The 26,396-nt window shown below is 37.5% G+C and carries 20 protein-coding genes; 16 read left to right on the top strand and 4 right to left on the bottom strand.

The window, feature by feature from the left end; genetic code table 11:
* Positions 1 to 72 precede the first annotated feature (72 nt).
* Genes HZY91_RS08535 through HZY91_RS08525 form a run of 3 tightly spaced genes read left to right on the top strand, consistent with a single transcriptional unit; the run spans position 73 to position 2,821 of the window.
* Positions 73 to 1,134 (top strand): ABC transporter ATP-binding protein, encoded by a 1,062-nt coding sequence (locus HZY91_RS08535; RefSeq protein WP_197115860.1) that lies wholly within the window; start codon positions 73 to 75, stop codon positions 1,132 to 1,134.
* The gene (locus tag HZY91_RS08530; RefSeq protein ID WP_197115859.1) at positions 1,127 to 1,993 is read left to right on the top strand and encodes a carbohydrate ABC transporter permease; all 867 of its coding nucleotides are present in this window, start codon (positions 1,127 to 1,129) and stop codon (positions 1,991 to 1,993) included. Before HZY91_RS08535 ends, HZY91_RS08530 begins: the two co-directional genes overlap by 8 nt.
* Before the next feature lie 9 nt (positions 1,994 to 2,002).
* The gene (locus HZY91_RS08525; protein ID WP_197115858.1) at positions 2,003 to 2,821 is read left to right on the top strand and encodes a carbohydrate ABC transporter permease; all 819 of its coding nucleotides are present in this window, start codon (positions 2,003 to 2,005) and stop codon (positions 2,819 to 2,821) included.
* Positions 2,822 to 3,294: 473 nt separating this feature from the next.
* Here HZY91_RS08525 and HZY91_RS08520 read toward each other — a convergent pair whose 3' ends face one another.
* Positions 3,295 to 5,409 carry a LysM peptidoglycan-binding domain-containing protein gene (locus HZY91_RS08520; RefSeq protein ID WP_197115857.1) on the bottom strand — a complete coding sequence of 705 codons (2,115 nt, stop codon included), beginning with the start codon at positions 5,407 to 5,409 and terminating at the stop codon, positions 3,295 to 3,297.
* 287 nt (positions 5,410 to 5,696) lie between these two features.
* Between HZY91_RS08520 and HZY91_RS08515 the strand changes: the two genes are divergently transcribed.
* Positions 5,697 to 6,338 carry a DUF4352 domain-containing protein gene (locus HZY91_RS08515; protein WP_197115856.1) on the top strand — a complete coding sequence of 214 codons (642 nt, stop codon included), beginning with the start codon at positions 5,697 to 5,699 and terminating at the stop codon, positions 6,336 to 6,338.
* 63 nt (positions 6,339 to 6,401) lie between these two features.
* Here the strand turns inward: HZY91_RS08515 and HZY91_RS08510 are convergent, their stop codons facing one another.
* A complete protein-coding gene (locus tag HZY91_RS08510; protein ID WP_197115855.1) occupies positions 6,402 to 6,893 on the bottom strand; it encodes a hypothetical protein in 492 nt (163 codons plus the stop codon).
* Between the two features lie 221 nt (positions 6,894 to 7,114).
* Between HZY91_RS08510 and HZY91_RS08505 the strand changes: the two genes are divergently transcribed.
* A complete protein-coding gene (locus HZY91_RS08505; protein ID WP_197115854.1) occupies positions 7,115 to 9,562 on the top strand; it encodes a leucine-rich repeat domain-containing protein in 2,448 nt (815 codons plus the stop codon).
* 104 nt (positions 9,563 to 9,666) lie between these two features.
* Here the strand turns inward: HZY91_RS08505 and HZY91_RS08500 are convergent, their stop codons facing one another.
* A complete protein-coding gene (locus tag HZY91_RS08500; protein ID WP_197115853.1) occupies positions 9,667 to 10,287 on the bottom strand; it encodes a PHP-associated domain-containing protein in 621 nt (206 codons plus the stop codon).
* A 532-nt stretch (positions 10,288 to 10,819) separates the two neighbouring features.
* Between HZY91_RS08500 and HZY91_RS08495 the strand changes: the two genes are divergently transcribed.
* The 5 genes from HZY91_RS08495 to HZY91_RS08475 all read left to right on the top strand — a co-directional run bounded on the left by HZY91_RS08495 (position 10,820) and on the right by HZY91_RS08475 (position 16,759).
* Positions 10,820 to 11,341 (top strand): hypothetical protein, encoded by a 522-nt coding sequence (locus HZY91_RS08495; RefSeq protein WP_197115852.1) that lies wholly within the window; start codon positions 10,820 to 10,822, stop codon positions 11,339 to 11,341.
* A 388-nt stretch (positions 11,342 to 11,729) separates the two neighbouring features.
* A complete protein-coding gene (locus tag HZY91_RS08490; protein ID WP_197115851.1) occupies positions 11,730 to 12,224 on the top strand; it encodes a kinase in 495 nt (164 codons plus the stop codon).
* Positions 12,225 to 12,898: 674 nt separating this feature from the next.
* Entirely contained in the window at positions 12,899 to 14,125 is a 1,227-nt protein-coding gene (gene allC / locus HZY91_RS08485; RefSeq protein ID WP_197115850.1) for an allantoate deiminase, read from the top strand.
* Positions 14,126 to 14,148: 23 nt separating this feature from the next.
* Positions 14,149 to 15,390, top strand: coding sequence for an MFS transporter (locus HZY91_RS08480; RefSeq protein WP_328752486.1), 1,242 nt, complete (start codon positions 14,149 to 14,151; stop codon positions 15,388 to 15,390).
* A gap of 136 nt (positions 15,391 to 15,526) precedes the next feature.
* Complete coding sequence (locus HZY91_RS08475) at positions 15,527 to 16,759, top strand: dicarboxylate/amino acid:cation symporter (RefSeq protein WP_197115848.1); 1,233 nt, start codon at positions 15,527 to 15,529, stop codon at positions 16,757 to 16,759.
* A 73-nt stretch (positions 16,760 to 16,832) separates the two neighbouring features.
* Here the strand turns inward: HZY91_RS08475 and HZY91_RS08470 are convergent, their stop codons facing one another.
* Entirely contained in the window at positions 16,833 to 17,675 is an 843-nt protein-coding gene (locus tag HZY91_RS08470; RefSeq protein WP_197115847.1) for an alpha/beta hydrolase, read from the bottom strand.
* A 185-nt stretch (positions 17,676 to 17,860) separates the two neighbouring features.
* Here HZY91_RS08470 and HZY91_RS08465 point away from each other — a divergent pair, with 185 nt between their 5' ends.
* The 6 genes from HZY91_RS08465 (at position 17,861) to HZY91_RS08440 (ending at position 26,331) form a co-directional block, all read left to right on the top strand.
* Positions 17,861 to 20,869 (top strand): bifunctional FdrA/YlbE family protein, encoded by a 3,009-nt coding sequence (locus HZY91_RS08465; protein ID WP_197115846.1) that lies wholly within the window; start codon positions 17,861 to 17,863, stop codon positions 20,867 to 20,869.
* Positions 20,862 to 21,767 carry an oxamate carbamoyltransferase subunit AllH family protein gene (locus HZY91_RS08460; RefSeq protein WP_197115845.1) on the top strand — a complete coding sequence of 302 codons (906 nt, stop codon included), beginning with the start codon at positions 20,862 to 20,864 and terminating at the stop codon, positions 21,765 to 21,767. Before HZY91_RS08465 ends, HZY91_RS08460 begins: the two co-directional genes overlap by 8 nt.
* The gene (gene arcC, locus HZY91_RS08455; RefSeq protein ID WP_197115844.1) at positions 21,760 to 22,701 is read left to right on the top strand and encodes a carbamate kinase; all 942 of its coding nucleotides are present in this window, start codon (positions 21,760 to 21,762) and stop codon (positions 22,699 to 22,701) included. The genes HZY91_RS08460 and arcC overlap by 8 nt, the downstream gene beginning before the upstream one ends.
* Positions 22,702 to 22,723: 22 nt before the next feature.
* Positions 22,724 to 23,512, top strand: a complete 789-nt coding sequence (gene allE / locus HZY91_RS08450) for a (S)-ureidoglycine aminohydrolase (RefSeq protein WP_197115843.1) — start codon at positions 22,724 to 22,726, stop codon at positions 23,510 to 23,512.
* Between the two features lie 11 nt (positions 23,513 to 23,523).
* Positions 23,524 to 24,594: an ureidoglycolate dehydrogenase gene (gene allD, locus HZY91_RS08445; protein ID WP_197115842.1), complete on the top strand. Its 1,071-nt coding sequence runs from the start codon at positions 23,524 to 23,526 to the stop codon at positions 24,592 to 24,594.
* Between the two features lie 120 nt (positions 24,595 to 24,714).
* Positions 24,715 to 26,331 carry a PucR family transcriptional regulator gene (locus HZY91_RS08440; RefSeq protein WP_197115841.1) on the top strand — a complete coding sequence of 539 codons (1,617 nt, stop codon included), beginning with the start codon at positions 24,715 to 24,717 and terminating at the stop codon, positions 26,329 to 26,331.
* The last annotated feature ends 65 nt before the right edge of the window (positions 26,332 to 26,396 follow it).

Below are 26,396 nucleotides of genomic sequence, written 5' to 3'. Positions count from 1 at the left end.
TTATTTAGACAGATCAAATAAAAGCAATAGGGGAGATTCTGTCTCCCTTATTCTTTATTAGGGGGAGAAACAATGGCAGAAATTATACTAAAAAATGTTAGTAAAATCTTTGATGGTGGAGACCATGCAGTTAAAGATGTAACGTTAACCATTCCAGATAAGTCCTTTACTGTATTAGTGGGGCCATCAGGATCTGGGAAGTCAACGTTGTTAAGAATGATTGCAGGATTAGAAGAGGTAACAGAGGGAGAGATTATTGTCGACGGTGAAGTAGTGAATGATATTTCCGCACGCAATCGTGATATTGCGATGGTTTTTCAGAACTATGCCCTTTATCCATCAATGACGGTGCGAGAAAATATTGAGTTTGGTCTCAAAAATAATAAAGTACCAAAAGAAGAAAGAAATAAGCTCATTAAAGATGTGAGTGAAATTGTTGATTTAGTGACTCATTTAGATAAAAAACCTTCGCAATTATCTGGGGGACAGCGCCAAAGGGTTGCGCTGGCTCGTGCGATGGTAAAAAAACCAAAAGTCTTTATTTTGGATGAACCATTATCTAATCTAGATGCTAAATTGAGGGTTCAGATGCGTGCTCAATTGATTGAATTACATAAGCAATTGGGAACCACTTTTGTATATGTAACCCATGACCAAGTAGAGGCGATGTCAATGGGGACGCATATCATTCTCTTAAACTTTGGAGAGGTTCAACAATTCTCATCTCCTCATGAAATTTATCATCAACCTGAAAATATGTTTACGGCTACTTTTATGGGGACACCTCCGATGAATATTGTGAATATCAATAGTCTAAACCAAGATCAACAAGAAGGGCTGTTAAGTAACGATCAGGTCACTTTTATTGGCTTTCGACCAGAAGTTGCCCGCATTAGCCAAGAAAATAATCCTCAAGAGGGTTATTTGACTTTAGCAGGAAAATTGGTCGCATCAGAAATGCTAGGGTCTGAAACAGTTCATACTTTGGATATTCCTAATCATCGGATAACCGTTAAGGATTTCTATAATGAAATGCCTCAGGAAGAAGAGCTTTGGATTCATATTCCTATTCATAAAATCAACTATTTTGATCAGGATCACCAACGTCTGAAAGGTGTGGATGATCATGCCTAATAAAATTAAGCCATATTTGTTTGTAGCGCCGTCAATTATTATTTTCCTCTTGTTCTTTATTTATCCAATTTTATATATGTTGAATCTTTCTTTTCATGATTGGAACTTTATTAGTCCCGATATGAAATTTGTCGGATTAGATAATTTTTCTAAGTTATTTGCTGATCGGACGTTTAAGAAAGTGGTTCAAAATACACTTGTTTATACGATTGGGCAGGTTGGAATAACGGCTATTTTAGCTTTAGTCATTGCGGTTGTCTTAAATCATAATACGCGCATCCATAAATTTGTTCAGAGTGCGATTTTTTCGCCACATATTATTTCTTTAGTCTCTGTTGCAATGCTCTGGAATTGGTTATTAGATCCAGATTATGGTTTTATTAATTACATGTTATCTTGGTTTAATATCGATCCAATCAATTGGTTGGGTGACCAGAAAACAGCTCTATTCTCACTCATTATGGTACAGGTGTGGAAATCATTGGGCTATAATGTCATTATTTATTTATCAGGATTACAAGCGATTCCTAAAGAAATTTATGAAGCAGCGGAACTCGATCGTGGGAGTCAATGGTCAATTTTCACTAAGATCACATTACCGATGTTGTCACCTACCATCTTTTTTGTCATTATTATGAACATTATGTCTTCATTCAAGGTCTTCGAAACGGTTCAGATTATGACCGCAGGTGGTCCGGTTAATGCAACCAATACATTGGTTTATTACTTATATGAACAAGGTTTTGTTCATTTCAATATGGGATATGCTTCTGCTGCTGGGGTTATTCTCTTTTTGATTTTGGCAATTGTGACGATCTTTTATTTCAGATTACTGAATAAGAGAGTTCATTATAAGTAAGGAGTTCATATGAAAAATCATAAAAAAATACTGAATTATCTGTTATTATTGTTGCTGGCTTTGATTTTTATTTTTCCATTTTATTGGATGTTAGTGACGTCCTTTAAAACAAGGTCAGAGACCTTGCTTTTTCCTCCAACGATGTGGCCGACTAAATTTCAATTTGAAAATTATGTGACGGCATGGGAGTCAGGCCCTTTTATTCAATATACAATTAACAGTATTATTTCCAGCCTGGCTATTGTAGTTCTTCAGCTGTTAACTTGTATTCCGGCAGCTTATGCTTACTCAAGATACCAGTTTTTAGGCAAAAAGCTCTTTTTTGCTATTACGATTATTACGCTGATGATTCCAGCTCAACTTATTTTTATTCCTGTCTATTTACAATTGAGTAAGGTGCAATTGATTGATACTCTATGGGCTTTAATTTTACCTTGGTCAGCTTCTGCTTTTGGTATCTTTATGATTCGGCAAGCGTTTATGCAAGTTCCTAAGGATTTGATCAACGCTGCTGAATTGGATCATGCGAATGAATTTCAAATTATGACCAAAATTATGATTCCATATGCGAAGCCAACGATTATTACGTTTTCTTTGTTTTCTTTTATTACGCATTGGAATGATTATTTCTGGCCATTAATTATGACGACTACTGCTAAAGCCAGAACTCTGCCTGTAGGGATTTCGGCGTTAAGAAATGTGGAAGCAGGGGTTGCTCATAATATTGTGATGGCAGGAAATGTTATTCTCGTTATTCCTCTCTTGATTGCTTTTTATTTCGCTCAAGAGCAAATTATGAATGCATTTACTTTCTCGGGTGAGAAGTAAATGGTTTATTAAGAAACTTAATAAAAGCAGCTAGATTTTTCTAGCTGCTTTTAAAATTAAATAAGCTCTTGCATCACTGCAAGAGCAAATCTCTACTTCTATGGGGAAACATAGAAGTAAATCACACTAATACATCATATTATATATAAAATTAATATATTATGCTATTCAAAAAATTTTTTAAAATAAAAGATAATGAAAAAATTATCTTATTTTTGATGAAAAATAAATAAAAGATAAAGTTAATTTTGCTTTATATAAAGCGAAAAATAGCGGTCTTTATTTTTGTCTGTAATAATATTGAGGGTCGCTTTTTTGTTATTTTAATTATTTGCAGATTCATTTGTTTAAGAATACTGTGATAAAAATAAGAAAGCACCTTCTAGTTTCAGAAGCTATTCTCAATCATGGTGGCTTGATCCACTGATTATAAAGTTTCTGTTTCACTGAAAGGTGTTTAATTTATTTATGAATTAGGCTTTTCTAAGGCCGAAAGTCCAGTAGCCCATACCATCATCGATCATTTTCCAAGCTTCATGACCACGGGTACTATTATTTCTAAATGGTCGATCATTCGGATCGTTGATAAAGACTTTCCCTTGGTCATAACCGCGGATGACCATGATATGTCCTCCTTGAGTGAAATGACCTGCTTTTGCTGAGACAACGCCAACTTGGCCTGATTGAACAGCTTGCATCGCAGCGTTAAAGTCTCGACCGTGATAGGTGTAGTCATAGTTGAAATCACGGGCAAAGGCACCGAAAGCGGACCAAGCAGTGCCTGCTCCATAGACATAGTGATCGAGTCCTGCCCAATTGGCAAGGACGGTTGGATCAACAATTTCTCCTTTGAAGTAAGAGTCTACCATAGCAAGCGAAACGATTGCGCAGCCATTTTCCCAGATGCTTTGTGAGACATCATTTCCATAGTGATTATTGGCCCAACGCGGATCACGTTGACTCAATAAGGGAACATTTAATTGATTGAAATGTTGGATTGACTCGTTTAAGGCTGGCCAGTCCACACTTGTTCGATCAATGGCTGAATCAGCTTTTGGGTTGGATAGAAAGAGCTGATCTCCTGAAAAAATATAGTTAGAGGTAAGATTATTCCATTCTTTTAATTGGGCAATGGTGATCCCATTATCTGTTGCAATACGCCATAGGTAGTCTCCGGATTGAACGGTATAAGTTTTAGGGGGTGCAACAGGTTCTGGTGTCTCAACTGCTTCTGGTGTATCAGGTTGGCTAGCTTTTGGATCGGAAACAATTAATTGGTTGCCACTGTAAATATAATTAGAGGTTAATTGATTCCACTCTTTGATTTGATCGATTGTGACACCGTTATCCGATGCGATACGCCATAAATAATCACCTGATTGAACGGTATAAGTTTTAGGTGGGGTTGCATTGGGTGTTGCAACAGGATCAGAGGTTATATCTGATTCGGGTGTGGTGATCGGTTGGCTAGCTTTTGGATCGGAAACAACTAGCTGGTTACCGCTATAGAGATAATTGGAAGTTAACTGATTCCATTCTTTTAGTTGTTGGATGGTGATCCCATGTTGATCGGCAATCTTCCAGAGATAATCACCCGATTGAACCGTATGGGTTTTAGGTGCGGCTGGATTAGATGGGCTTTTTACGATTAAATTGTCGCCAGAGAAAATATAGTTGGAATCCATTTGATTCCATTCTTTTAGCTGTTCAATCGTAATTTGATTTTCACTAGCAATCTTCCAGAGGGAATCGCCACTTTTAACAGTATAAGTAGATTCGCTTGTGCTAGCTTGGGCGCGTGTTTGAATCTGATCGTTGTTAGCAAACTCAATGAATTCTGAATTAGAGTCCTTACTTTCAGAAGAAAGGGTTGATTCATTCAAGTCTGGATCTTTTTTTGTTGCAGTTTCATCTGTTGGGTTTTGAAGTGGACGATCAGAGGTGGTTTCGTCTGTTATGTTTTCAGAATCTGGCGTTTCAGTTTCTGACTCTTGTGTATTGTCAGCTTCTTCAGTACTCGCGACTTTTTCTGTACTTGAACTTTCTTCGGTACTAGTGACTTCTTCGGTACTAGTGACTTCTTCGGTACTCGCGACTTTTTCCGTACTTGAACTTTCTTCGGTACTCGCGACTTTTTCCGTACTTGAACTTTCTTCGGTACTAGTGACTTCTTCCGTACTAGCGATTTCTTCTGTACTCGCGATTTCTTCTGTACTCGCGCTTTCTTCTGTACTGGCGACTTCTTCAATATTCGAACTTTCTTCGCTACTCATAGCTTCTTCCGTACTGTCAACTTCTCTCGTGCTAACCACTTCATTGGTAGTGGAAACTTCTTCAGAGTTGGTTACCGCTTCTGTATAGGTTGATTCTTCAAGAGTAGAAGCTTCCTCAAAGACAGTAGTCGCTTGTAGGAATGAAGATTCTTCCTCTTCGATATTATGAGAAGAAAGGCTTGAATCCACTTCTACAGGAAGACTAGTAGGATCCCCAGATTCAAAAATTTCTTCGGCAGCGACATTTTGACTGAAAGAGAGACTTACAACGCCAGCGAGTGTCATGGCAGAAAATGATAACCATTTTTTCCTCATAGTTTTTATCCCATCCTTTATTTGTAATAACAACATTATTATAGAGGATTTAATCGATAGAAAGAGCAAATTTAAAGGGTTTTAACAATCCTGTAATATGTTAGGAAAGAAGCGAAATGGTCTATTAATATAAATGATAAATAGACACTTGTGGGAGAAGTAAAAGATGACGAGAGAACCTAGTAAAATTGGTGGCTAAATGGTATGATTGAGATGAAAGCGTAATCGCATGAGCCTGCTCATTATGATATTACTCTTTCAGAATATATATTCAATGGAGGATCCAAATGAAGAATAGTTTAGTTTTATTAGCCAGTTTAATGACACTAGCTGCTACGATGCCAGTCTATGCTCAAGATAGCACTGATGCTGAAAGTATTGAATCTGAAATTGCCACTAAAAAAGAAGAATTAGAAAAGTTAGAAGAAAAGTTAAAAGAATTAGCCGGTGAAGATACATCAGATGATGCTGAATCGACTGATGGCTCAGAAGAATCTTCTGATGAAGATGGAGAAGATGATGAGTCTTCAGAAGGAAGTGATGTCATTGGTGAGACTTTTGAACATATGGGAATTGAAGTGACCATTGAAGATGTTTACTTAACAGAAGAACGTGAGAAATATAATGATGATGAGTATGAATATGTGTTACGTATTGAATATACTATCGCTAATAATACTGAAGAAAGCTATAGTGCAGGCTATGACTTTGAATTATATGTAGATGGTAAGAAAGCTGATGATTATTATTTCAGCGATGACAAATCTGACAGTATCTCGCCTGGCAGACAAACCGATGTGATTAATTCATTTGGCTTCAATAATGAACCAGAGAATATGGAATTAGAATTTAAAAATTACATGGAATACTCTGGTGAGGCACCTGTGATCATTCCATTAGAAGATTTAGAAGTTAGAAAAGCTGAATAAAGAAAGAATTGTGAGCCCCCTATTTAAATAGGGGGCTTTTAATGTGCGATTAATGGCGCATCTTTAATTTTCGCTGGTAAGGTTGTTATAGGTCGATTCGAGTTGAGCGATAGCATGCTCACTTTTTTCATTTAATTTGTCTGTCCATTTCTCGGCATTTGCTAGGCCGCTATCTGTATCTTCAATACTAACTTGAGAGAATGCTTGACTGGCTTCGGCCATAATTTTAGCAAGCTCATCCGTTTTTTCTTGGTAGACTTTCTCAAGGTTTTGATGGTCTTCGTTTTGGCTTTGAGAGTCTTCTAGTAATTCTTCTGATAACAGATCAGCTTTATTGGCTAGTTTTTCAGAGTAATGAAGGTAGATTGTTTCGTAGGCTTTCTCAGGATCAGTCGAGTCCACAGACACTTCAAATAACATCTCTTCTTCAGAATTTTGCTCTGGCAGTGAACTACTTTCTGTTGTTTCAGTAACGGTTGTTTCGAGAACATCCTGTGCTTTAGGCGAACAGGCGGCAAGAGTGAGAAAGCTAGTTAAAAGTAATAGAAGTTTCATCGTATCCTCCTTTAGATAATGGCAGTATTATATCAGTAATAGTAGCAAAAGTAACGAAATAGGATTTAGTCGTGAATGGGGAAAGAGATCAAGGATCTAAACCAAAAAAATTTATAATAAAAACTAATAGTTCACATCTCTATATATAAATTTTGATTTGTTGTGCTATGATCGTTTTGAAGGCATTTTTTTGCTTAATATGATGAGGATGGGATGATGAAATGAGAAGGAGAAAATGTAAAACTTTATTAGCTTTATTTACAGTAGGTTCTTTGTTAGTGACAAGTACGGGACAGTCGTTGTGCCCTGTATATGCCGAAGAATCGGTGGATATATTAGCGATTTATTTAGATCCACAAGCTTCAAAATTCAAGGAGAAAGATTGGTATATTAACCTTGATCTTGTGAAGGAAGAAAGTTTACAGGCTATCAAAAAAGAACAGGAATCGATTGGGAAATCCATAACCTTGGAAGAAGTGAAAGAAGAAATTCAGCGACAAATGAATATGGGGCTTCCTGTATATGTAGTGCAACCTGGTGATCATTTAGATCTTTTGGCCCAGGCGATTGAAATTGAGGTAGAAGATCTAGCTGATGCGAATCAATTATCAGTAGGGGCTGAACTTTTAGTAGGGGATGTTTTAACGGGGATTCTACCCAACTCTGATCAAGTCCTTCAGGAGAAATGGTTGGAGAATCAGTCAATGGAAGAAGAACGAAAGGCAGATGAAGATCTAACGTTCCCTGAACAAGAGGAATTAATCGAGGAAGTAAAAGAGACAAGTGATGAACTTTCAGAGGAAGTAGCGGAAGAAACAACAATTGAAGAAGCTCACCCCACTGAACCTGATCCCAACGAACCGGTGTTATTTGCAAATGAGATTCTACGTCAAGAAGTTCTTGCTCATTTGAAAGACCCGAGCAATTTATGGGACGCATCAAAAGCCTTGATCCATGCTGAGGAACATTATCAACCGACTTATGAAGATATGGCGAATTTAAAGACTTTTCGAAGTATTCTACTCTATCAAGACCAAGACGTAGCCGATCAATCATTGATGGGTCTGGAGGCTGCTCAGAATTTAGAAACGATACAGATTTCTTATTCTGATGTTGCTGATTATCAAGCTCTTGGTAATTTAAAGAATTTGAAATCAGTTCAGCTGTCAGGGAATGGTTTAGCAGAAATAGACTTTTTGGCTGATTTATCTCAATTACAAGAATTAAATCTTTCTTCAAATAATATTGAATCGTTAGCGAACCTTAAGAACCTTACTCAGTTGAAGCATTTGACTGTCGATAATAATCAGCTTCAAGATCTAGAAGGATTAGAGAAGATGGATCAATTAGAATATCTTTATGCGCTTGACAATCAAATCGATAATCTAAAAGGCATTCAACCTCTTTCAGCGTTAAAATATCTAAATGTCGATCATAATAGGTTAACTTCAATTGACGATTTAGGTTTTAAACCTAATATGGAAGTTTTAGATCTCAGCCAAAATACTTTAGACGATTTATCGCTTGTGGCAGAAATGCCAAAATTAAGAGCTCTATTCGTTATTTCGACTAAAAATATTACCGACTTAAAGCCATTAGAGAATTTAGCGAACTTAGAAGCTTTGTCGATTCGCGATAATCAAGTTTCAGATATTCGTCCTTTAAGTCGTTTGAACCAACTTAAATATCTCCATCTTTATGAGAACAAAATTGATAATATTGAAGCAATTTCAGGCCTTACAGAGTTAAGAGAACTGAATATTTCAAAGAATCAGGTGGTTGATATTACTCCAATTAGTGACATGCAAAAATTGCGGGTCTTTTTTGCCTATCAAAATCGAGTGGAAAATCCTAACCCGATCGTTGGATTGGACAATTTACGGATAGCTAATTTATCTGAAAATAGCATTTATGATTTATCTGGTCTGATTACACAAATGGAGGCTCATAATCGTCAAGGTTATGTAGTGGATCGGGGAATGAATTCATTAATAATGGATCAATACATGATTTCATTTGAAGAAGATATTGTTAAAATTGAGTTTGCGAATCCGATTAAAAATATACGTAATCAATTTGTAGCCGTTGACACTAATACACGTGCAGAAGATGGAATGTATGAAGGAGATCCTATTCAAAAGGCCGTAGATGCATACAATCAAGCAATAGAAAGTTTGGCGAATCAGGGAGTATCCATTGTTTCTAGGACTGAAGTAGCTGATAATGATACATTGGTGATCCGTCTTTCTAGTGAGTATTTTGATCAAGAAGGAGAAGAGGTGTCGGTTCAGCTTCCATTCTTTGAACGAGAGGCCATCTCGTATGATAGTTTCTATTCTGATTTTCCGGAAATTTTGGATCCGATTCTGGACGGAACTTTTGCGGATAGTCCTAAACGTGAAGGAGAATCGTATGCTTTGACAAATCCTTTTAGTGGAATATTAGAATTGGAATTTAATAAAACACAGTCAGTAGATGGAGTGTTAGAAAGATCAGAAATTTCAGAAGAAACAGTTGTTCCTTCCGATTCATCAATGGATTACAGCGAAGAAACTGTTATAGATGAAGTAAGGGATGACGAGGACATAACAGGATTCGATATGACGGAAGAGGTAAGTGCTGAAGAGTATGTATCTGAAGAAATATTGTCAGTAGAAACAGAAGAATAAGAGAATCAATATATTTTCTTGCTTTATGTGATGGATGGTGTGCAGATTAAATATTAAAAAAGATCTCCTACCTCTTAGTTGGATACTAAGGAGTAGGAGATTGTTTATATCCAATCAAATGGCATGGGACCTTTAACTTCTATCGGTTCAGTTTTACCGTTTTTGATTAGATCAACCAATTCTTCTGTCGTCCGGGCATAACCCTCTAATTTAGTGGCATAGATCCCAACCCGGTCGACAAAGTGTGAATCGCTTCCGCCCGTCGGTTTAAAACCACGTTTCGTGCAATATTCCATGGCTAAATCATTTTCTTCTTTTAGAGTAGAGCCATTCAAGACTTCCACACAGGTTAAATTTTCAATCGTAGCCAAGCGCTCTTCCAAGCCACGATTGTTTTTGCGAAAAGGATGACAGGCAATGGTGACGCCTCCTTGTTCATGAACATAGTTGATAAAGTCTTGGGCATTGATTCTTTCCTTAGGAAATTCATCAATTCCGAAAGCAATAATGTCTCCTTGTAAAGAGAAATATTCAACCCCTACAAAAATAGGGAAATTGACTTTCTTAGCGTATTCCGTAGCAAATTCCTTGAGCCCCATACTGTCATGGTCTGTAATGGCAATTCCTTCGAGCCCTGCTGCTTTTGCTTCTTCAACAATATCCTCTAATTTTTGGTGGCTATCTGGCGAGTTTCTTAATTCATGGGTATGTAAATCAACGATCATTCGCTTCCATCCTTTACAATCTATTTCTGGTCCTGTTCAACTTTGATTGATAATTTGTTTAAATCCTACAAAAATAAATTATAGCATGAGTGAAGGATACAAAAGGATAGGTAAGAGCGTTGGTGGTTGATTAATTTGAAAAAATAATAAAATGCTTTTGTAGGTGGTTTTATTGATATAGGTAGAGTTTCAAATCATTTGATGAAGTTTATGGTGAATTAATGATTTATTTATTATTTTTTATAATAAAAAAGTGAGCAATCTTATAGGAATAGAAGTAAAGTAAGCTTTGTAATATTTAAGGTGATTTTATCTAGCTTATAATATTCTGTACAAAATCAACTAAATTCGGAGTTATCTGTATCAACTCATATTTCGTTTTGTTATAGAACATCTGTTATTTCCTTAAAAATATTAATTTACTATGAAAGTATCATTTTGTTTAATTATTCTCTTGATGTTACTCTTTATAGAATGATAACATTATATATAAGAAAGCGGATTCAATGATATTGATAAGGAGATGCTATCTATGATATTTAAAGTTAAAAATGTTATGTTAGTGGGTCTGTCTGCTATATTATTTGGAAGCGCATTTTATTCAATTCCAATCCAAGCTAATGAAGCAAATGAAGTAGAAGCACCTGTCGTTAGTCCTGACGGTGTGAGTACAAGATGCTTGGAAAGCATCGGCATTGATATTAATTCTGATGTATATTATATTACAGATTCTCAAATGGAAACGGTTCTTAGAGAAATTGGATATGATATTCCATTAACAGAAGATTTCTATACAACCAGCTTTGAAGGGGTAACTATAGTTGAAAAAGTAGATCGTGGCTCTTGGAATATTTATGTAAGTAGATCTTTCATAAAAAAATATTATTATTCTGGCGCATTTTTGGCGGATGCATTAGCAGCTGTTGTTCTGGGGCTAGGAGCGGAACTGGCCGGATCCTTGTCTGTTACTGCAGCAGTAATAGCTGGTGAGACTGATTTGGGAGTATATTTTAAAATAAGCAATTGGCAAGTTGTAGAAGCGGGGCCACAATAATGAAGAATTATAGTCCAAAAGAAAAAGCAGTCATTCTATTGAGTTTTATGGTTCCAATGATAGGTAGTGTGTATTCGATTATAAAAAGAGATATGTTTACATTTATAATATGCCTATGTTTATTCAGTATTTATTTTTATAGATATAAGAGAGATCTTTTTTAGAACATTTGTTATATAAAAGGGAATATATCTGATTAACATAGGGTGAAAATAAATGCCTCTTGAATCTTGATCCAGATTTAGGGGGCATTTATTGATTGGGAATTTAGTCCATTGACAGGCAGAGCGTACGAAACAAAATCCACCCGTTAGATGGGAGGTCTTCATTGTTATGTATGGAAGGTGTTATTGCCAAGTTAGCCTGTAACAATAGGTAGGGGGTTGAGATGAAGCAATTATTAATCATACGTGGAAATTCAGGAAGTGGAAAGACGAGTCTGGCAAAAGAGATTCAGAAGGAATTTGGAAGAAATACACTTCTTATTTCTCAAGATATGGTGAGAAGAGAGATGCTGAGGGTCAAGGATGGAAAAGGGAATTTGTCCGAAAATTTATTAATTGACCTTCTCGAGTATGGTCATCAACACTGTGAGTTAACAATCTTAGAAGGAATTTTAAATGCTAATTGGTATCAATCCTTATTTGAAAGAGCTTGTGAACTTTATGGTGATAGCATTCATGCTTATTATTATGACTTAACCTTTGAAGAAACGCTCAGAAGACATGCGGGACGTGCTCAGCGTTATGAATTTGGTGAGGAGGCCATGCGTAGATGGTGGAAGGAGAAGGATTATTTGGAGATCATACAAGAGCGCGTGATACAGGAAGACCAATCGTTAGTTAAGACTAAAGAAAGGATTATAAAGGAGCTGCAGGGCTAGTATAAAGCTATCAGAAGTTCTTTCGATAGATACTTCAAATATTTTCGTTCAAATTTATTTTTTAAAAAAGAAACAAGATAGTTATAAGGAAGAAAGTCATCATGCGAAAGTATAATATAAAAAGTATTACTTCTATCCATTAGGTCGATTCTCATAACAGGTTTAATATAGGCATCAAAACTCTATTTTAACTAATATGCGTTTATTTAGTCTTGCTATTTATAAAGATGAGAAAGATTTTTATTAACGTAGAGGGGCGATTGAATTTAAAGATTGTATTCTATAATTAATTAGAGAAGAATAGAAAGATCCTCCAAGAAAGAGCTCTGGAGGATTTTATTATGTATTACTCTCATAGGGATTAGTTGAGTTGAAAAAAGTACAAGAAATCAGAGGCTTAGGTTCTCTGATTTTTTTAGTATTATCCAAAGATTTTTATAAAGAGGTTTAAAATTTTTCAAAAAATTGAGCGTTAATTTTGTTAGTGTAGTAGTTAATTTTGTTAGTGTAGTAGTTAAGTTGATATCATTATATTTGAAATAGAGAACCATGTTATCTATTTTTTGTTCATTTTAAACAAAAGACAATCTAATAATGAGCAGAATGAACAATGATTTTGAAACCGTTTTACAATAAAATGAAATAAGGACGAAAATGAAGGGGGATTATGAGAAATGATTGAAATATTACCTGAAGAAATTGATCGCCAAATGGATTGGATTTCTAGTATTTCGGATAAAGAAGGAAAGGGGACGACGCGATTATTATATAGTGAATCTTGGGTTAAAGCGCAAAATTCGTTAAAAGAGTTATTTGAAAAAGACGGAATGAAAGTCGAGTTCGATGAAGTAGGCAATATGTTTGCAACGATCGAAGGATCTGAATCACCAGAAACGATTATAGCTTCGGGTTCTCATGTGGATACTGTTGTCGACGGAGGACGTCTAGATGGACAGTTAGGGATCATGGCAGCTTATATGGCTATGAAGGCATTGGTTGATGAGTATGGTCAGCCTAAAAAGTCTTTACGCATTGTTTCGATGGCTGAAGAGGAAGGGTCACGATTCCCATATGCTTTTTGGGGGTCAAAAAATATATTTGGAATCGCTAAAAAAGAAGATGTAGAGAATATTTCTGATAATAAAGAGGTTCCTTTTGAAACAGCCATGACGGAAGCTGGTTTTGGTTATCTAACAGGGGCACCCCGTTTCAATAACTTTGATGCTTTTATTGAATTACATATTGAACAAGGAAACTTTTTAGAAAATTCTGGAAAAAAAGTTGGTATTGTGAATGCGATTGTTGGACAGAAACGTTACACCGTTAAATTAAATGGTGAAGCAAATCATGCAGGAACGACATTAATGAAATATCGTAAAGATGTTGTAGAGAGTTATGCAAGAATTGTAACGGAAGTCATTGATAAGGCAAATGAAATCGGTGATCCTCTTGTGGTAACGTTTGGTCATGCTGAAGTCACACCAAATGTTGTGAATGTTGTACCAGGTGAAATTGAGTTTTCAATTGATACCCGTCATACCGATCAAAAGGCTTTGAATGAATTTGCTGAATACATCGAGAAGGTTATTCAAAAGCATGCGGATGCAAAAGGGATTCAAGCTGAGTTGAACTTATGGATGGATGAACAGCCTGTTCCAATGGATCAGGAGATTGTGTCAGTCTTAGAAAATGTGTGTGACCAGAATGGTTTGAATTATCAGGTCATGCATTCTGGTGCCGGGCATGATTCACAAATATTTGCTCCACGTGTTCCAACTGCTATGATTTTTGTTCCTTCTATTAAAGGGATCAGTCATAATCCTGAGGAGCATACAGAAGCGGTAGATATTGTGCAAGGTGTTCAAGCCTTAGCTGAAGCATTAAAAGAACTAGCATATTAAATTTCATATTAAAGGAGAAAATGATGGAAGTTACTAAGAAAAGTTATCCAGAAAATTATTGGAAACGCATTGTATTTACATTTTGTATGGGGTGGACCATTATTTGGATCTATCGGTCTATGTTATCCCCAATCTATGAGGAAATTCAAGGGACAATAGGGCAACAAAGTAATGCTGCAATGGGATTGATCTCATCTTGTTATTTCTTTGGATATACAGCACTTCAAATCCCATCGGGTTTACTTGTAGATAAATTTGGTCAGAAAAAAGTATTGATTCCAGGCTTTATTATTTTTGCTTTGGGAGTATTCTCTATTGCTTTTGCTCAAAATTTAATGATGATTTATATTGGAGCAGTTTGCGCAGGGGTAGGATGCGGAACTTACTATGGCGCTGCTTTCTCTTTGACTGCTCAACATGTGCCGGCTGAGAAAAAAGGTCTATCAACAGCAATTGTTAACTCAGGTTCTGCACTCGGTATGATTTTAGGGATGGTTGGTTCTTCATTTGTCGTGAAACAACTACAGTTACCTTGGCAGACAATGGTATTGATTTCTGCAGGTTTAATTGTTTTTCTAGTCATTTGGTTTGCGCTTATGGTTGTTGATTCTTCAAAAGTTCCAACTCAAACAGTTGAGGTTGTTGATAACGATGGAGTAGAGCAAGAAGAAGTTGTATCTGTGGAATCAAAAGGACTCTTTAGAAAAGAATTGCTTGCTTCTTATCTTTTATACTTTACCACTTGCTATGCTTATTATTTAATAGTCACTTGGTTGCCAAACTTTTTAGAAAATGAACGTGGTATTACAGGTTCAATGATCGGGATTATTACTTCAATGATTGCTGTGACAGCTGTACCTGGGGCTTTATACTTTGCGAATCTATCTGATAAACATAAGTCTAATAAAGAAAAAATTATTATTGGTTTAGAGATTGCTGCATTTGTTTTAGTAGCGGGATCAATCCTTGCACCAAACGCTGGTATACTGGCTGTGGTTCTATTGGCTTATGGATTTTTAGGAAAACTAGCCGTAGATCCTGTTCTAATATCTTTCGTATCTGATAAAGCTTCTAAAGGTAAAATGGCTTCGACACTTGGAACTTTTAACTTTTTCGGTATGTCTTCTTCAGTTGTTGCACCATGGTTAACTGGTTTGATAATTGACAAGACAGGTTCCGGAGAATTAGGATTCTATATAGGTGCGGGTCTTCTAGCATTAGGAACTTTAATATTTATGATGGCATCAAGAAAACCTGCAAGATAATGATTGGCATTTGGTAGGTTTAGGGGTGTATTAAACAGACCAAGTAACAATTTATGTTGCTTGGTCTGTTTGTTTTTTATAGATAATTTTATTTTTAAAAATTTCATCTTTTATTGCCCGCTTAAAGGAGGGAAATATGAAAAAAATCAGTTTAACAAATCAAATCTTGATTGCGATGGTCGTTGGAATGATTGTTGGAAGTATTATTGGTCCCCGTATTGAACCATTAAAAATATTGGGAGATATCTTCTTACGTTTGGTGCAAATGTCTGTAGTGGTTATGATTATGGGCGCTGTTATTGAAGCTGTAGGGTCTTTGAATCCGAAAGAATTAGGCAAGTTTGGTTGGAAATTAGCTGTTTGGTTCATGGGAGGAACTTTTGTTGCTTCTATCTTGGGAATTGCGGTTGGTTTTCTAATAAAACCGGGGTCGAGTGTGACAATGGAGATTCCATCAAATGTCGAACTTAGTCCAACAACCGAAATCTCAACTTATGAAACGATCTTAAATTTTTTTCCAAATAATATTGTAACATCAATGACAGAAGGAAATATGATCCAGGTGATTATATTTTCAATTCTATTTGGATTAGGGATGAGTTTATTATCTGTGCATACCGATTTAGGAACGATCAAAGCCGGAATTCATCAATTTAATCAAATCATAGTCCAGATGGTTACAATGATAATGAAAATGGCACCTATAGGTATTTTTGCTTTGTTGGCTTGGGTAACGGGAACGATTGGTTTTGAAGTGATGATTCCATTAGGGAAATTTATTTTTGCTATGGCCTTAGCTACGGCTGTATATTTGATTATATGGATCGTTTTAACTGCTACTATATGTAAAGTTAACCCGATACTATTAGCCAAAAAATTGACTAGAATGACAGTAATGGCTTTTACGACTACTTCCTCTGCTATCACCTTACCGGTAAAAATGGAAGATCAAGAAAAATTACTGGGAGTTAGTAAAAGAGTCTCTGGTTTAGTTGGACCGCTAGGGATGGCAATGAATAGTAACGGTCTAGCTATATTTTTAGCGATTGCTTCTATTACTCTGTCACAATTTTATGGACTGGAATTTGGAGTGAAAGAAGCGATCTCTACTGTCCTTCTTTCAACATTAGCAACTTTAGGTACAGTTGCGGTTCCGGGTGGAGGGCTAGTAGCTTTAGCCATTGTTATTCCTAGCTTAAATTTACCTTTAGAAAGTATTGGGATTTTAGCGGGGATTGATTGGTTTTCTGGAATGTTTAGGACCGTTTTAAATGTAGATGCGGACGCTACAATAGCCATGATTCTTGCTCAAGGAGAAGGTGAGCTGGACCATCAATTATTAAACACTCCAATGGATGACATTCCATAAAAAATAGAATGCCTTCTTTAGAACATTCTGCTTTAAGATTTTTAATAAATAATAGTATAAATAGAAATTTAATTTACTTCCCTGCCAACCATTTCAATAATTCTTGGTAGACGGTGGTTCCTTTGGCAATATCCAGACGATCAAAGTCGTGTACATCTCCTTCGAGTTCAATGAAGTGGCTCTTGCTTGCTGTGTTGGCAAGATATTTTGATTGGCGAGCGGGAACGTCAGGGTCGTTGTTGCAGTGAACGAGAAAAGTAGGTGGTAAATTCTCGATTTGTTTCTTCTCTAGTGAATAATGGCTTGCTTGAGAAGTGTTTTGAGTCAGGAAGTCCAGCCACTTGCCTTCCTGTCGCGCATATAAATAGATGAGGTAGCGCTCATTAGCTGTCCCTTTGGTGACCGGTGTGTCCTGGATCAAAGAATCGACAATTTGACTGGAAACTTTTTGGGTCTGTTGGAAGTGAGGATTGGGAAAAGTAAAATAGGGATCTTGTAAAGTATAATAGCCATAGAAGCTAATAATTCCTTTTAGGAATTTAGAATCGATGACGGTTGAGAGGTAGAAGGCGAGATAGGCTCCTGCCGAGCGACCAAATAGATAAAAGTTAGGCTCTCCTCTCTGCAATGCATTGAAGCCTTCTTCCGTATACCATTGGATGGTTTCAACAAGCGATTGGCAGATGGTATCTATTTTACTTTCAGGTGCTAAAAGATAGTCTAGGGCAAGGATGGAATAGCCTTCCTTTGTCAGTAGGTCCAAGTAGGGTTCTGGGAGGTCTTCACGCTCGCCAAAAATAAGGCCCCCTCCATGAAGATAGATCAGGAGATCTTTTGAGCAATTGTCAGGGTTATAGTAATGCGTAGCAGAGAGAGAATATGAGTCGTTCGTTACAATGTCAATCGTTTTTTTCATATGGCTATCATCCTATAGTTAGTTTATTTAAGTGTATCATGATCCGCTTATCAACAGGCACAAAATAAGATCAAAAGAATGAATAATTTTGTTCGAAGTGAACAAAAAAGTGAGCCTTATTTGTGGGTTAAGCGATCGATAGATCGTGTGGAAACGTTTATAATTATAATAAAGGAGGGGTTTTTTTGTTATTAACGAAGATACAAAAAGGGAACTATCAAGATTCCATTAATTTAATGCTGTTATCGGCAGAAGTAAATAAAATTGAAGGTGTGACTCAAGCACAAGTTATGATGGCAACAGATGCCAACAAGGATATCTTTAAAGGAGCAGGCTTAGCGACGCCTGAATTAGAAGCAGCGGGGGCCAATGACCTTGCGATTGTGGTTGAAACAGAAGATGAACAAATTTTTGACCAAGTCTTGGATGTGATTTCAGACTTCTTAAGTGATCTTTCTGTTAAGAAAGATTCATCCGGCAATAAAGAGGCAGACAGCTGGGAAGAAGCTTTAACTGAATTACCAGATGCTAATATGGCTTTATTCTCAATTCCTGGAGAATATGCTGCTGCTGAGATTGAGAAAGCTTTAGACGAAGGACTGCATGTCTTTTCGTTCTCGGATAATGTCGCTTTGGAAGATGAAGTGCGATTAAAAGAAAAAGCGCATGAGAAAGGTCTTTTATTAATGGGACCAGATTGTGGGACAGGAATTATTTCCAGCATTCCGATGGCTTTTACTAATGTGGTCAAACCAGGCAATATTGGGGTAGTTGGTGCTTCAGGCACGGGTATCCAGGAAGTTACGACCATTATTGATCGATTAGGTGGTGGCGTGGTTCATGCAATTGGAACCGGTGGACGTGACCTAAAAGAAGCAGTGGCAGCTCGGACGATGATGGATGCTATTAGTGCTTTAGAACATCATTCGATGACGGATGTGATTTGCGTTATTTCGAAACCACCTGCAAAAGAAGTTCGTGATGAAGTGGTTAAATTATTGCAATCTTTATCCAAACCTGTTGTCGCAATTTTCTTAGGTGAGAAGCCAAGTGAACATGATGGGAATGTTTATTTTGCTTATACTTTGGATGAAGCAGCTAAGATTGCGGTGGATTTATCAAATGGGGAAGAAATTAAGCCTAATTATACGGAAGAGAACGACAACCAAGTCGAAGCGGATATCCAAGATAAAACGGTTAAAGGGCTTTATTCAGGTGGAACGCTAGCGAATGAAGCAGCTATGATCATTGCGGATGCGTTAGAATTAGGAGAAATCCAAAATGAAGAAGGTTATATCCTGAATACCCAAGGCTTCCAAATTATGGACTTAGGAGATGATGTGTACACCCAAGGTAAACCACATCCAATGATTGATCCAAGTATTCGGATTGCCAAGTTGAAACAAGCCTTTGAGGACGATAGCACAGGTATTATCTTACTAGATGTGGTCTTAGGTTATGGTTCTCACCCTGATATGGCGAATGCGTTAATTCCTTCTATCAAGGAACATTTAGCGAAGGCGGATCAAGTAAAACGTGAAATTCATGTTGTAGCGACCGTAACCGGTACGGCTAATGATCCTCAAGATTACAACAAAGCCGTAAAAGACTTGAAAGAAGCAGGAGTCTTAGTGGAATCAACTAATGCTAAGGCAATTCGTTTGGCCTTGAAATTGATGGGCGTTGAATATCAAATAGCTGACAAACAAAAAGTTGATTATGCGGGTGAAACGGTTGAAGTTCCTGCTCCGAGTGACCCTTTATTAGATTTAATTAATACTTCACCACGGGTCATCAATATCGGAATTGAAAGCTTTGTAGATCCGATTCATAAATATGGAGGTAAAGCCGTTCAATATAATTGGCGACCAAAAGCAGGTGGAGATAAAAAGCTGATTCATATTCTTAATGAATTGGAAAAACATTCTGAAGCGATCGATCAAGCGAATGAAACAGTGATTGGACGTATGCGGGATTCTCAGCCTTATTTAGTCGATGCAAAATATGCTAAAGAGGTCATTCCTGAATTGAATACGGATGAGAAAGTGGTGCTTCATGCAGGTCCTCCAATTGACTATGCCAAGATGACAGGACCGATGCAAGGGTCAGTGATCGGCGCAATGTTGTTTGAAGGTTGGGCTAAAGATCAAGAGGATGCCAGAAAGCAACTCGAAGCAGGCGAAGTGAAGTTTATTCCGTGTCACCATGTAGGAGCAGTTGGCCCTATGGGGGGAATCACCACGGCTAATTTCCCTGTTTTCATTGTGGAGAATAAGGTTGATGGCACGACTGGCGTTTGTATCATGAATGAAGGAATTGGAAATGTCCTTCGATTTGGAGCAAATAATGAAGAAGTAATTAATCGTCTGACTTGGATGAAGGAGGTCCTTGGACCTGTTCTAGGAGAAGCATTACGCAAAATCGAAGGTGGCATTAATGTCAATGTCATGATCGGAAAGGCGATTACGATGGGGGATGAATTCCATCAAAGAAATATTGCAGCGTCACTGGTCTTCTTAAAAGAAGTGGCTCCTATTATTACATCATTGGATATTGACGAGAAGCATAAGCAAGAAGTGATTCAATTCTTAGCGGATACCGATCAATTCTTCTTGAATATCGCTATGGCGACTGGTAAAGCAATTGTGGATTATGCACGTAAACATGAAGAAGGTTGTATCGTGACTACTATGGCACGAAATGGAGAGAATTTTGGAATCCGCATTGCGGCGCTAGGAGATCAGTGGTTCACCGCACCGGTTAATACGCCGAAAGGATTGTACTTCACCGGTTATAGTGAAGAAGATGGAAATAAAGATATTGGAGACTCTGCTATTACAGAAACGATTGGTTTAGGTGGTTCAGCTATCGTAGCGGCTCCTGGTGTAACACGCTTTATTGGAGCTGGAGGATTTGAAGATGCGGTTCGAATCTCCGATGAACAGTCCAAAATTGTGGCAGGGCAAAACCCGAATTGGTCGATTCCAACTTGGGACTTCCGTGGAACGAATTTAGGGATCGATATTCGTAAAGTAGTAGAAACAGGAATTGAACCGATTATAAATACAGGTATTGCCCATAAAGAAGCAGGCGTCGGACAAGTAGGGGCGGGTACGGTTACTGCACCTCTTGAATGCTTTGAGAAAGCTCTCATCGCTTATGCTGAATCTCTAGGCATTCAGGTCAATGAATAATGTCAGAAAGCTTCGTACAAGTCTAGAGGTCAGTAATTACCTGTCGCCTTTGTCGGAACAAGTTTATGTGGTCGAGTCCATCTATGAACAGGGCTTCAATCTAAAAGAGAATTCGACAAAATCAAATCAGGATCGAGTTTACATTTCCTGTCAGGCACCTTTAAAGCGTTCAGTTATGGGAATTCAATTAACTAATGAAGAGACTTTTCAGGTGATTCTAGCCAACCTTCGTTTGGGCGAACGACTGCATTTAAAGGAAAAGTCCTGGCGTGTTTACTCGCGTCCCGTCGTGTTAGAAATAGCATTGGATGAGGTTCACTTTTATGATTGTGAACTCCCTAGTGGGAAGCTTTATCTGACGGATATTCGAACAAGCGAGCTAATGACTTACATAGAAAATTCTAACTTGCTTGAACAATCAGCCTTTTATCAATTAGCGCCTTTACATCATCTGTATCAAGAATGGATAGAGGAGAGCGAAAACTCTCCTCTCCTTCTGGATTCAGTCAAAATAACCCGCTTAATCCAAAAAATGATTGGAAAAGGCTTGGGTTTGACTCCTTCTGGGGATGACTTTCTCCAAGGGATGATGGTAATGGAGGCGATGATGAGTCAAGAAAATCAAGGAATGGTCAGGATCGGCCATGCAGTTAAGCAACTGTTAAACCAATATACGACCAGTCAGGTTAGTCTCAACTACTATGATGCGCTTTTCTCTGGTTATGCTAATCAAGCCTGGGTGCAATTAGCTCATGCTCTCATTCATCATGATAGCTCACAAGCCCCTCTTTTTCTGCAGAGGATTGAGAATTATGGGCATACGTCAGGTAAGGATATGTTATTAGGGGTCAAGATGTATATAAAATTACGAAATGATTTGGAGGGTTTCAATGAGTAAAAAAATTGTCGTCGCGCTTGGTGGGAATGCGATTTTATCGACGGATCCAAGTGCAAAAGCTCAACAAGAAGCTTTAGAGAGTACCGCAAAGTATTTAGTAGAGCTCATTAAACAAGGCAATCAGTTAGTGATTAGTCATGGGAATGGGCCACAAGTCGGAAACCTATTATTACAACAGAGTGAGGCGGATTCTGAGACTAATCCAGCCATGCCCTTAGATACCTGTGTGGCAATGACGCAAGGAAGTATTGGTTATTGGTTACAGAATGCGATGAAGAAAGCTTTAGAGAGTTCAGAATTAGAACGAGAAGTTGCCTCTATCGTGACTCAGGTAGTAGTGGATAAAAATGATTCAGCATTTACAAACCTAACGAAGCCGATTGGTCCGTTTATTAGCCAAGAAGCAGCTGAAGAAAGAATGAAGACGAGCGATGAGCAGTATGTAGAAGATGCGGGGAGAGGCTATCGTAAGGTAGTGGCTTCGCCTAAGCCAATTGATATTCTTGAAGCAAGTGTAATCAAGAAACTAGTGGAACAGGATGTGATTACGGTTTCTGCTGGGGGTGGTGGAATTCCTGTCGTTGAAACGGAAACAGGTTATCAAGGAATTGAAGCAGTCATTGATAAAGACTTTTCTTCCGCGAAATTAGCAGAATTATTGGATGCCGATTTCTTACTAATCTTAACGGGTGTAGACCATGTCTATGTCAATTACAATCAACCTGATCAACAAAAGCTAGAAAATGTTACGGTAGAAGAAATGACCCAGTGGATTCGAGAAGAGCAATTTGCTCCAGGAAGTATGTTGCCTAAAGTAGAGGCAGCGATTCAATTTGTTGAGAATAAACCAGAAGGGAAAGCTGTAATTACGTCTTTAGAGAATGTGAAGGCTTATTTCGAAGGTGGTTCTGCAACGGTTATTACAAAGTCATAGAATAAGAAAAGGAGAATAAAGAATGGGATATAAAAATAATAATACGGGATATCGTGAGGGTTTATTAGAGAATAGAGCAGTTATAAAAAAAGGCCTTTATGCCATTATTCCGCATGACGGTCTAGTCAATAATTCAATTCCAGGTTTTGAGAATGTTCGAATCTCTATCTTAGGATCTGCTGCTTTAGGTGGAAGTTTTAATGATTATATTGCAGAATTTCTAGAAGGTGGTAAGAATGAGTTAGGCTTTGGTGGTGAAGGTCTCGAGACTTTTGTTTATGTCATCTCTGGTAGATTAAAAGTTAGCGATGGTAAGGAAGAACATATCTTAACCGATGGGGGCTATGCTTATTTCCCAGTCAATGAATTGATGTACTTTGAGAATGGCCAGACTGAAATGACGGAAGCTTTCCTTTATCAACGCCGTTATGAAGCCATTGATGGTCATGAAGCTTACAAAGTAGTGGGCAATAAGGCAGATTTAGAACCAATTGAATACGAAGGCATGAGTGATGTGCTCTTATGGGACTTCTTGCCAACAGATGATTTTGGCTTTGATATGAATATTCATATTCTAGAATTTCAACCAGGAGCGAGTCATGGTTATGTAGAAACTCATTACCAAGAGCATGGAGCTTATCTCTTATCAGGTCAGGGAATGTATAATCTTGATAATGAATGGTATCCCGTTGAAAAAGGAGACTATATCTTTATGGGACGTTACTCACTACAGTGCGCTTATGCTGTGGGTCGTGACGAGCCATTGGCTTACGTTTACTCTAAAGATGCCAATCGTAACCCTCAGTTATAGGAGGTGAATAGATGACTCAAAAGAACGAAACGGTTAAAGTAACAGCTAATCGTCTGCATGAATTAATCAAGAATAAATTAATGCAGGCAGGGCTTCCAGAAGAAGCGGCTGAAGAGACTGCAAACCATTTGACGTATGCTGATTTATCAGATATTCATTCTCATGGGGCGGTGCGAGTGGCGTATTATGCGGAGCGGATTGCCAAGGGTGGCGTGACCCTTGAGCCAAATATTAACTTTACTCAGACAGGACCTGGGACGGCTACTTTTGATGGTGATAATGGTCAAGGTCATTATGTGGCTAACCTTGCCCTTGAGAAAGTGATCCAAATGGTCAAAGAAAATGGCATTGCCATGGTAGGTGTGACTCATGTGAGTCATACAGGAATGTTGGCATATTATGTAGAGAAATTAGCAGAAGAAGGCATTGTCAGTCTTTCAATGACTCAATCAGATCCAATGGTTGTACCATTTGGAGGGGCAGAGAATTATTTTGGAACCAATCCGATTGCATTTGGAGCTCCTAGAAAAAAAGGGCGTCCGATCTTTTTCGATATGGCGACAACAGTTCAAGCTTGGGGGAAAATCTTAGATGCACGTTCAAAAGGTGATTCGATTCCTGATACCTGGGCAGTTGATAGTGAAGGAAATCCAACGACTGATCCTCATCAAGTGGCAGGCTTACTTCCAATAGCAGGACCTAAAGGTTATGGCTTAATGATGATTGTGGATATTCTGGCTGGAATGATTTTTGATTTACCATTCGGGAAACATGTTTCTTCGATGTATAAGGACTTAGATAAAGGTCGCGACTTGGGACATGTCTATATTGCAGTTGATCCTAGTCGATTCACGAGTCTTGATCAATTCACGAGCAATATTGAACAGATGGTCGATGAATTGCATGCGATTCAACCTGCTAAAGGCTTTGACCAGGTTTATTATCCAGGAGAACTGGCCATCGAAAGTACTGAACGAAATCTAGCGGAAGGTATTGAGATCCCTAAACATATTATTGATTATTTAGAATCGGATACGGTTCACTTTGATCAATATGGGAATAAGGGTGCTTTCGCGGAATAAATATCCTTTGGGAAAGAAGATCAAAGCGAGATTCTGTTTGGTCTTCTTTTCTTATAGGTTGCGCTTTGTTAGGAAGCTAGCTCCTTCCTTGCTATAATAGGAAGGAAGGAGATGGTTTTTGTGGTCTTACTCGAACAATTGCTAAATACAGATTATATAACCGATATGGTCCTATTGACCCAACCCGATACCTTACAGAATCAAATGGTAAGTAATATCGAAATAACCGAAACGCCTGATGTTGAATTCTATATTAGTGCTGAAACTTTTATTTTGACAACTGGAATGGTCTTTAAAGATAATCAGTTAAAATTGATTGACTTTATTGATTCACTTATCCGGGCGAAAGGTTCTGGTTTGGCCATTAAGAGTGGTAGATTCCTTGGAGGGAAAATTGATCCACTTGTGATTGAGCATGCTAACAAGCAACACTTTCCTATTATTAATATTCCAGATAAGTACCCGTTGGGACGGCTTTTGCATCAAATGTCAAATTATATTTGGGACCAGCAAAAGGAAGAAATTGAATTTGCTTTAGAAATTCAGAAACAATTTTCTGATTTACTTTTGAATAATACGTCGGTTGGAAAAGTAATTAATGAGTTCAGTAAGATTATAAAGTGTCCGATTATTCTTTTAAGTCCTTTAAAGAAGGTCATTGCTTACTCTCAATTTTTTGTTCGTCAAAAAGACTGGCTCGAAAGTATTGAAAGCCAATTTCAGCAGAAGTTTTATCAGTCAGAGGTACCGGATGATTATGTCAAGATGTATGACCAAAAACATCAGACATTCATGCTTTCGGTGAGTAATGTTTTTGTTTTTAAGTATTTTCCCCATTATTTGTTGATTCTAAATCCGGAAAATATGACCTATCCTATTTCCACCTTTACGATTGATCAGGCCAAGCTTGTCTTATCTTATATCTTGTACAAATCTGAAATGGTGTATAATACCTACCTTCATGCTTCTTCCAGCTTTATGCTAGAATCTATGACCAGCGATTCACACGATAGAAGTGTCTTGTACAATGCAATTGAGGATATTCATTTAATTGATTCGAATTATTATCTCGCAATTGAAGTCAATGTCCCAAGTGCGCTTGATCCTATGCGAAAAACAGTAGAATTATATGAAAAGTATGCCTTAATTGTGGACTGGTTGAAAAATTATGGTGAAAAATATTTTGAAGATATGTTTCTCTTCCAGAAAGATGCTCAGTCTGATATCTATATTGTGCTTCAAAACCATAATATTAATGTCGAAAAATGTCTATTAAAATGTCGGCATGACCTCGCTGAATTAGTCGATATTGACTTGATTTATAGTGTAGGAGAAGCGGTTATTTCCTTGGACCAACTGCCTAAATCTCTGGATCAAGCCCAACTTGCTTTTAAATCACGCTTCTCTGATTATAATAGAGAGCCAATTACCTATTATAATAATTCTGGAGTTCAACATTTGTTTCATAATATTAATGCGAAGGAAATTGAGTATTTCTGTGAATCGGTCCTGAAAGAGTTAGCTTTTCCTGAGACAAATAGCCAAAAAGAACTTCGAACGACTTTGAAAGTCTATTTGGATAATCAATGTGAGACCACGATTACTGCTAATCAATTATTTGTTCATCGCAATACGGTGAAGTATCGAATTGAGAAGTGTCAGGAAATTCTAGGAACGGATATTCATGATCCTAAAGCCTCACTGAATATTCGCGTTGCTTTGAGTTTAAGTGTGTAGCGATTCTGCTCTCACTAATGAACGGAATGTTTGTATTAATTAATCTATTAGGTTATTTTAATGAT

This window comes from Facklamia lactis (assembly GCF_015863205.1).
Lineage (GTDB): Bacteria > Bacillota > Bacilli > Lactobacillales > Aerococcaceae > Facklamia > Facklamia lactis.
This window is presented reverse-complemented; position numbering and strand designations above follow the sequence as displayed.

Excerpts from the sequence above, each read along its gene's own strand:
- HZY91_RS08535 (WP_197115860.1), top strand. The coding sequence starts at position 73 with ATGGCAGAAATTATACTAAAAAATGTTAGTAAAATCTTTGATGGTGGA.
- HZY91_RS08530 (WP_197115859.1), top strand. The coding sequence starts at position 1,127 with ATGCCTAATAAAATTAAGCCATATTTGTTTGTAGCGCCGTCAATTATT.
- HZY91_RS08525 (WP_197115858.1), top strand. The coding sequence starts at position 2,003 with ATGAAAAATCATAAAAAAATACTGAATTATCTGTTATTATTGTTGCTG.
- HZY91_RS08520 (WP_197115857.1), bottom strand. The coding sequence starts at position 5,409 with ATGAGGAAAAAATGGTTATCATTTTCTGCCATGACACTCGCTGGCGTT.
- HZY91_RS08515 (WP_197115856.1), top strand. The coding sequence starts at position 5,697 with ATGAAGAATAGTTTAGTTTTATTAGCCAGTTTAATGACACTAGCTGCT.
- HZY91_RS08510 (WP_197115855.1), bottom strand. The coding sequence starts at position 6,893 with ATGAAACTTCTATTACTTTTAACTAGCTTTCTCACTCTTGCCGCCTGT.
- HZY91_RS08505 (WP_197115854.1), top strand. The coding sequence starts at position 7,115 with ATGAGAAGGAGAAAATGTAAAACTTTATTAGCTTTATTTACAGTAGGT.
- HZY91_RS08500 (WP_197115853.1), bottom strand. The coding sequence starts at position 10,287 with ATGATCGTTGATTTACATACCCATGAATTAAGAAACTCGCCAGATAGC.
- HZY91_RS08495 (WP_197115852.1), top strand. The coding sequence starts at position 10,820 with ATGATATTTAAAGTTAAAAATGTTATGTTAGTGGGTCTGTCTGCTATA.
- HZY91_RS08490 (WP_197115851.1), top strand. The coding sequence starts at position 11,730 with ATGAAGCAATTATTAATCATACGTGGAAATTCAGGAAGTGGAAAGACG.
- allC (WP_197115850.1), top strand. The coding sequence starts at position 12,899 with ATGATTGAAATATTACCTGAAGAAATTGATCGCCAAATGGATTGGATT.
- HZY91_RS08480 (WP_328752486.1), top strand. The coding sequence starts at position 14,149 with ATGGAAGTTACTAAGAAAAGTTATCCAGAAAATTATTGGAAACGCATT.
- HZY91_RS08475 (WP_197115848.1), top strand. The coding sequence starts at position 15,527 with ATGAAAAAAATCAGTTTAACAAATCAAATCTTGATTGCGATGGTCGTT.
- HZY91_RS08470 (WP_197115847.1), bottom strand. The coding sequence starts at position 17,675 with ATGAAAAAAACGATTGACATTGTAACGAACGACTCATATTCTCTCTCT.
- HZY91_RS08460 (WP_197115845.1), top strand. The coding sequence starts at position 20,862 with ATGAATAATGTCAGAAAGCTTCGTACAAGTCTAGAGGTCAGTAATTAC.
- arcC (WP_197115844.1), top strand. The coding sequence starts at position 21,760 with ATGAGTAAAAAAATTGTCGTCGCGCTTGGTGGGAATGCGATTTTATCG.
- allE (WP_197115843.1), top strand. The coding sequence starts at position 22,724 with ATGGGATATAAAAATAATAATACGGGATATCGTGAGGGTTTATTAGAG.
- allD (WP_197115842.1), top strand. The coding sequence starts at position 23,524 with ATGACTCAAAAGAACGAAACGGTTAAAGTAACAGCTAATCGTCTGCAT.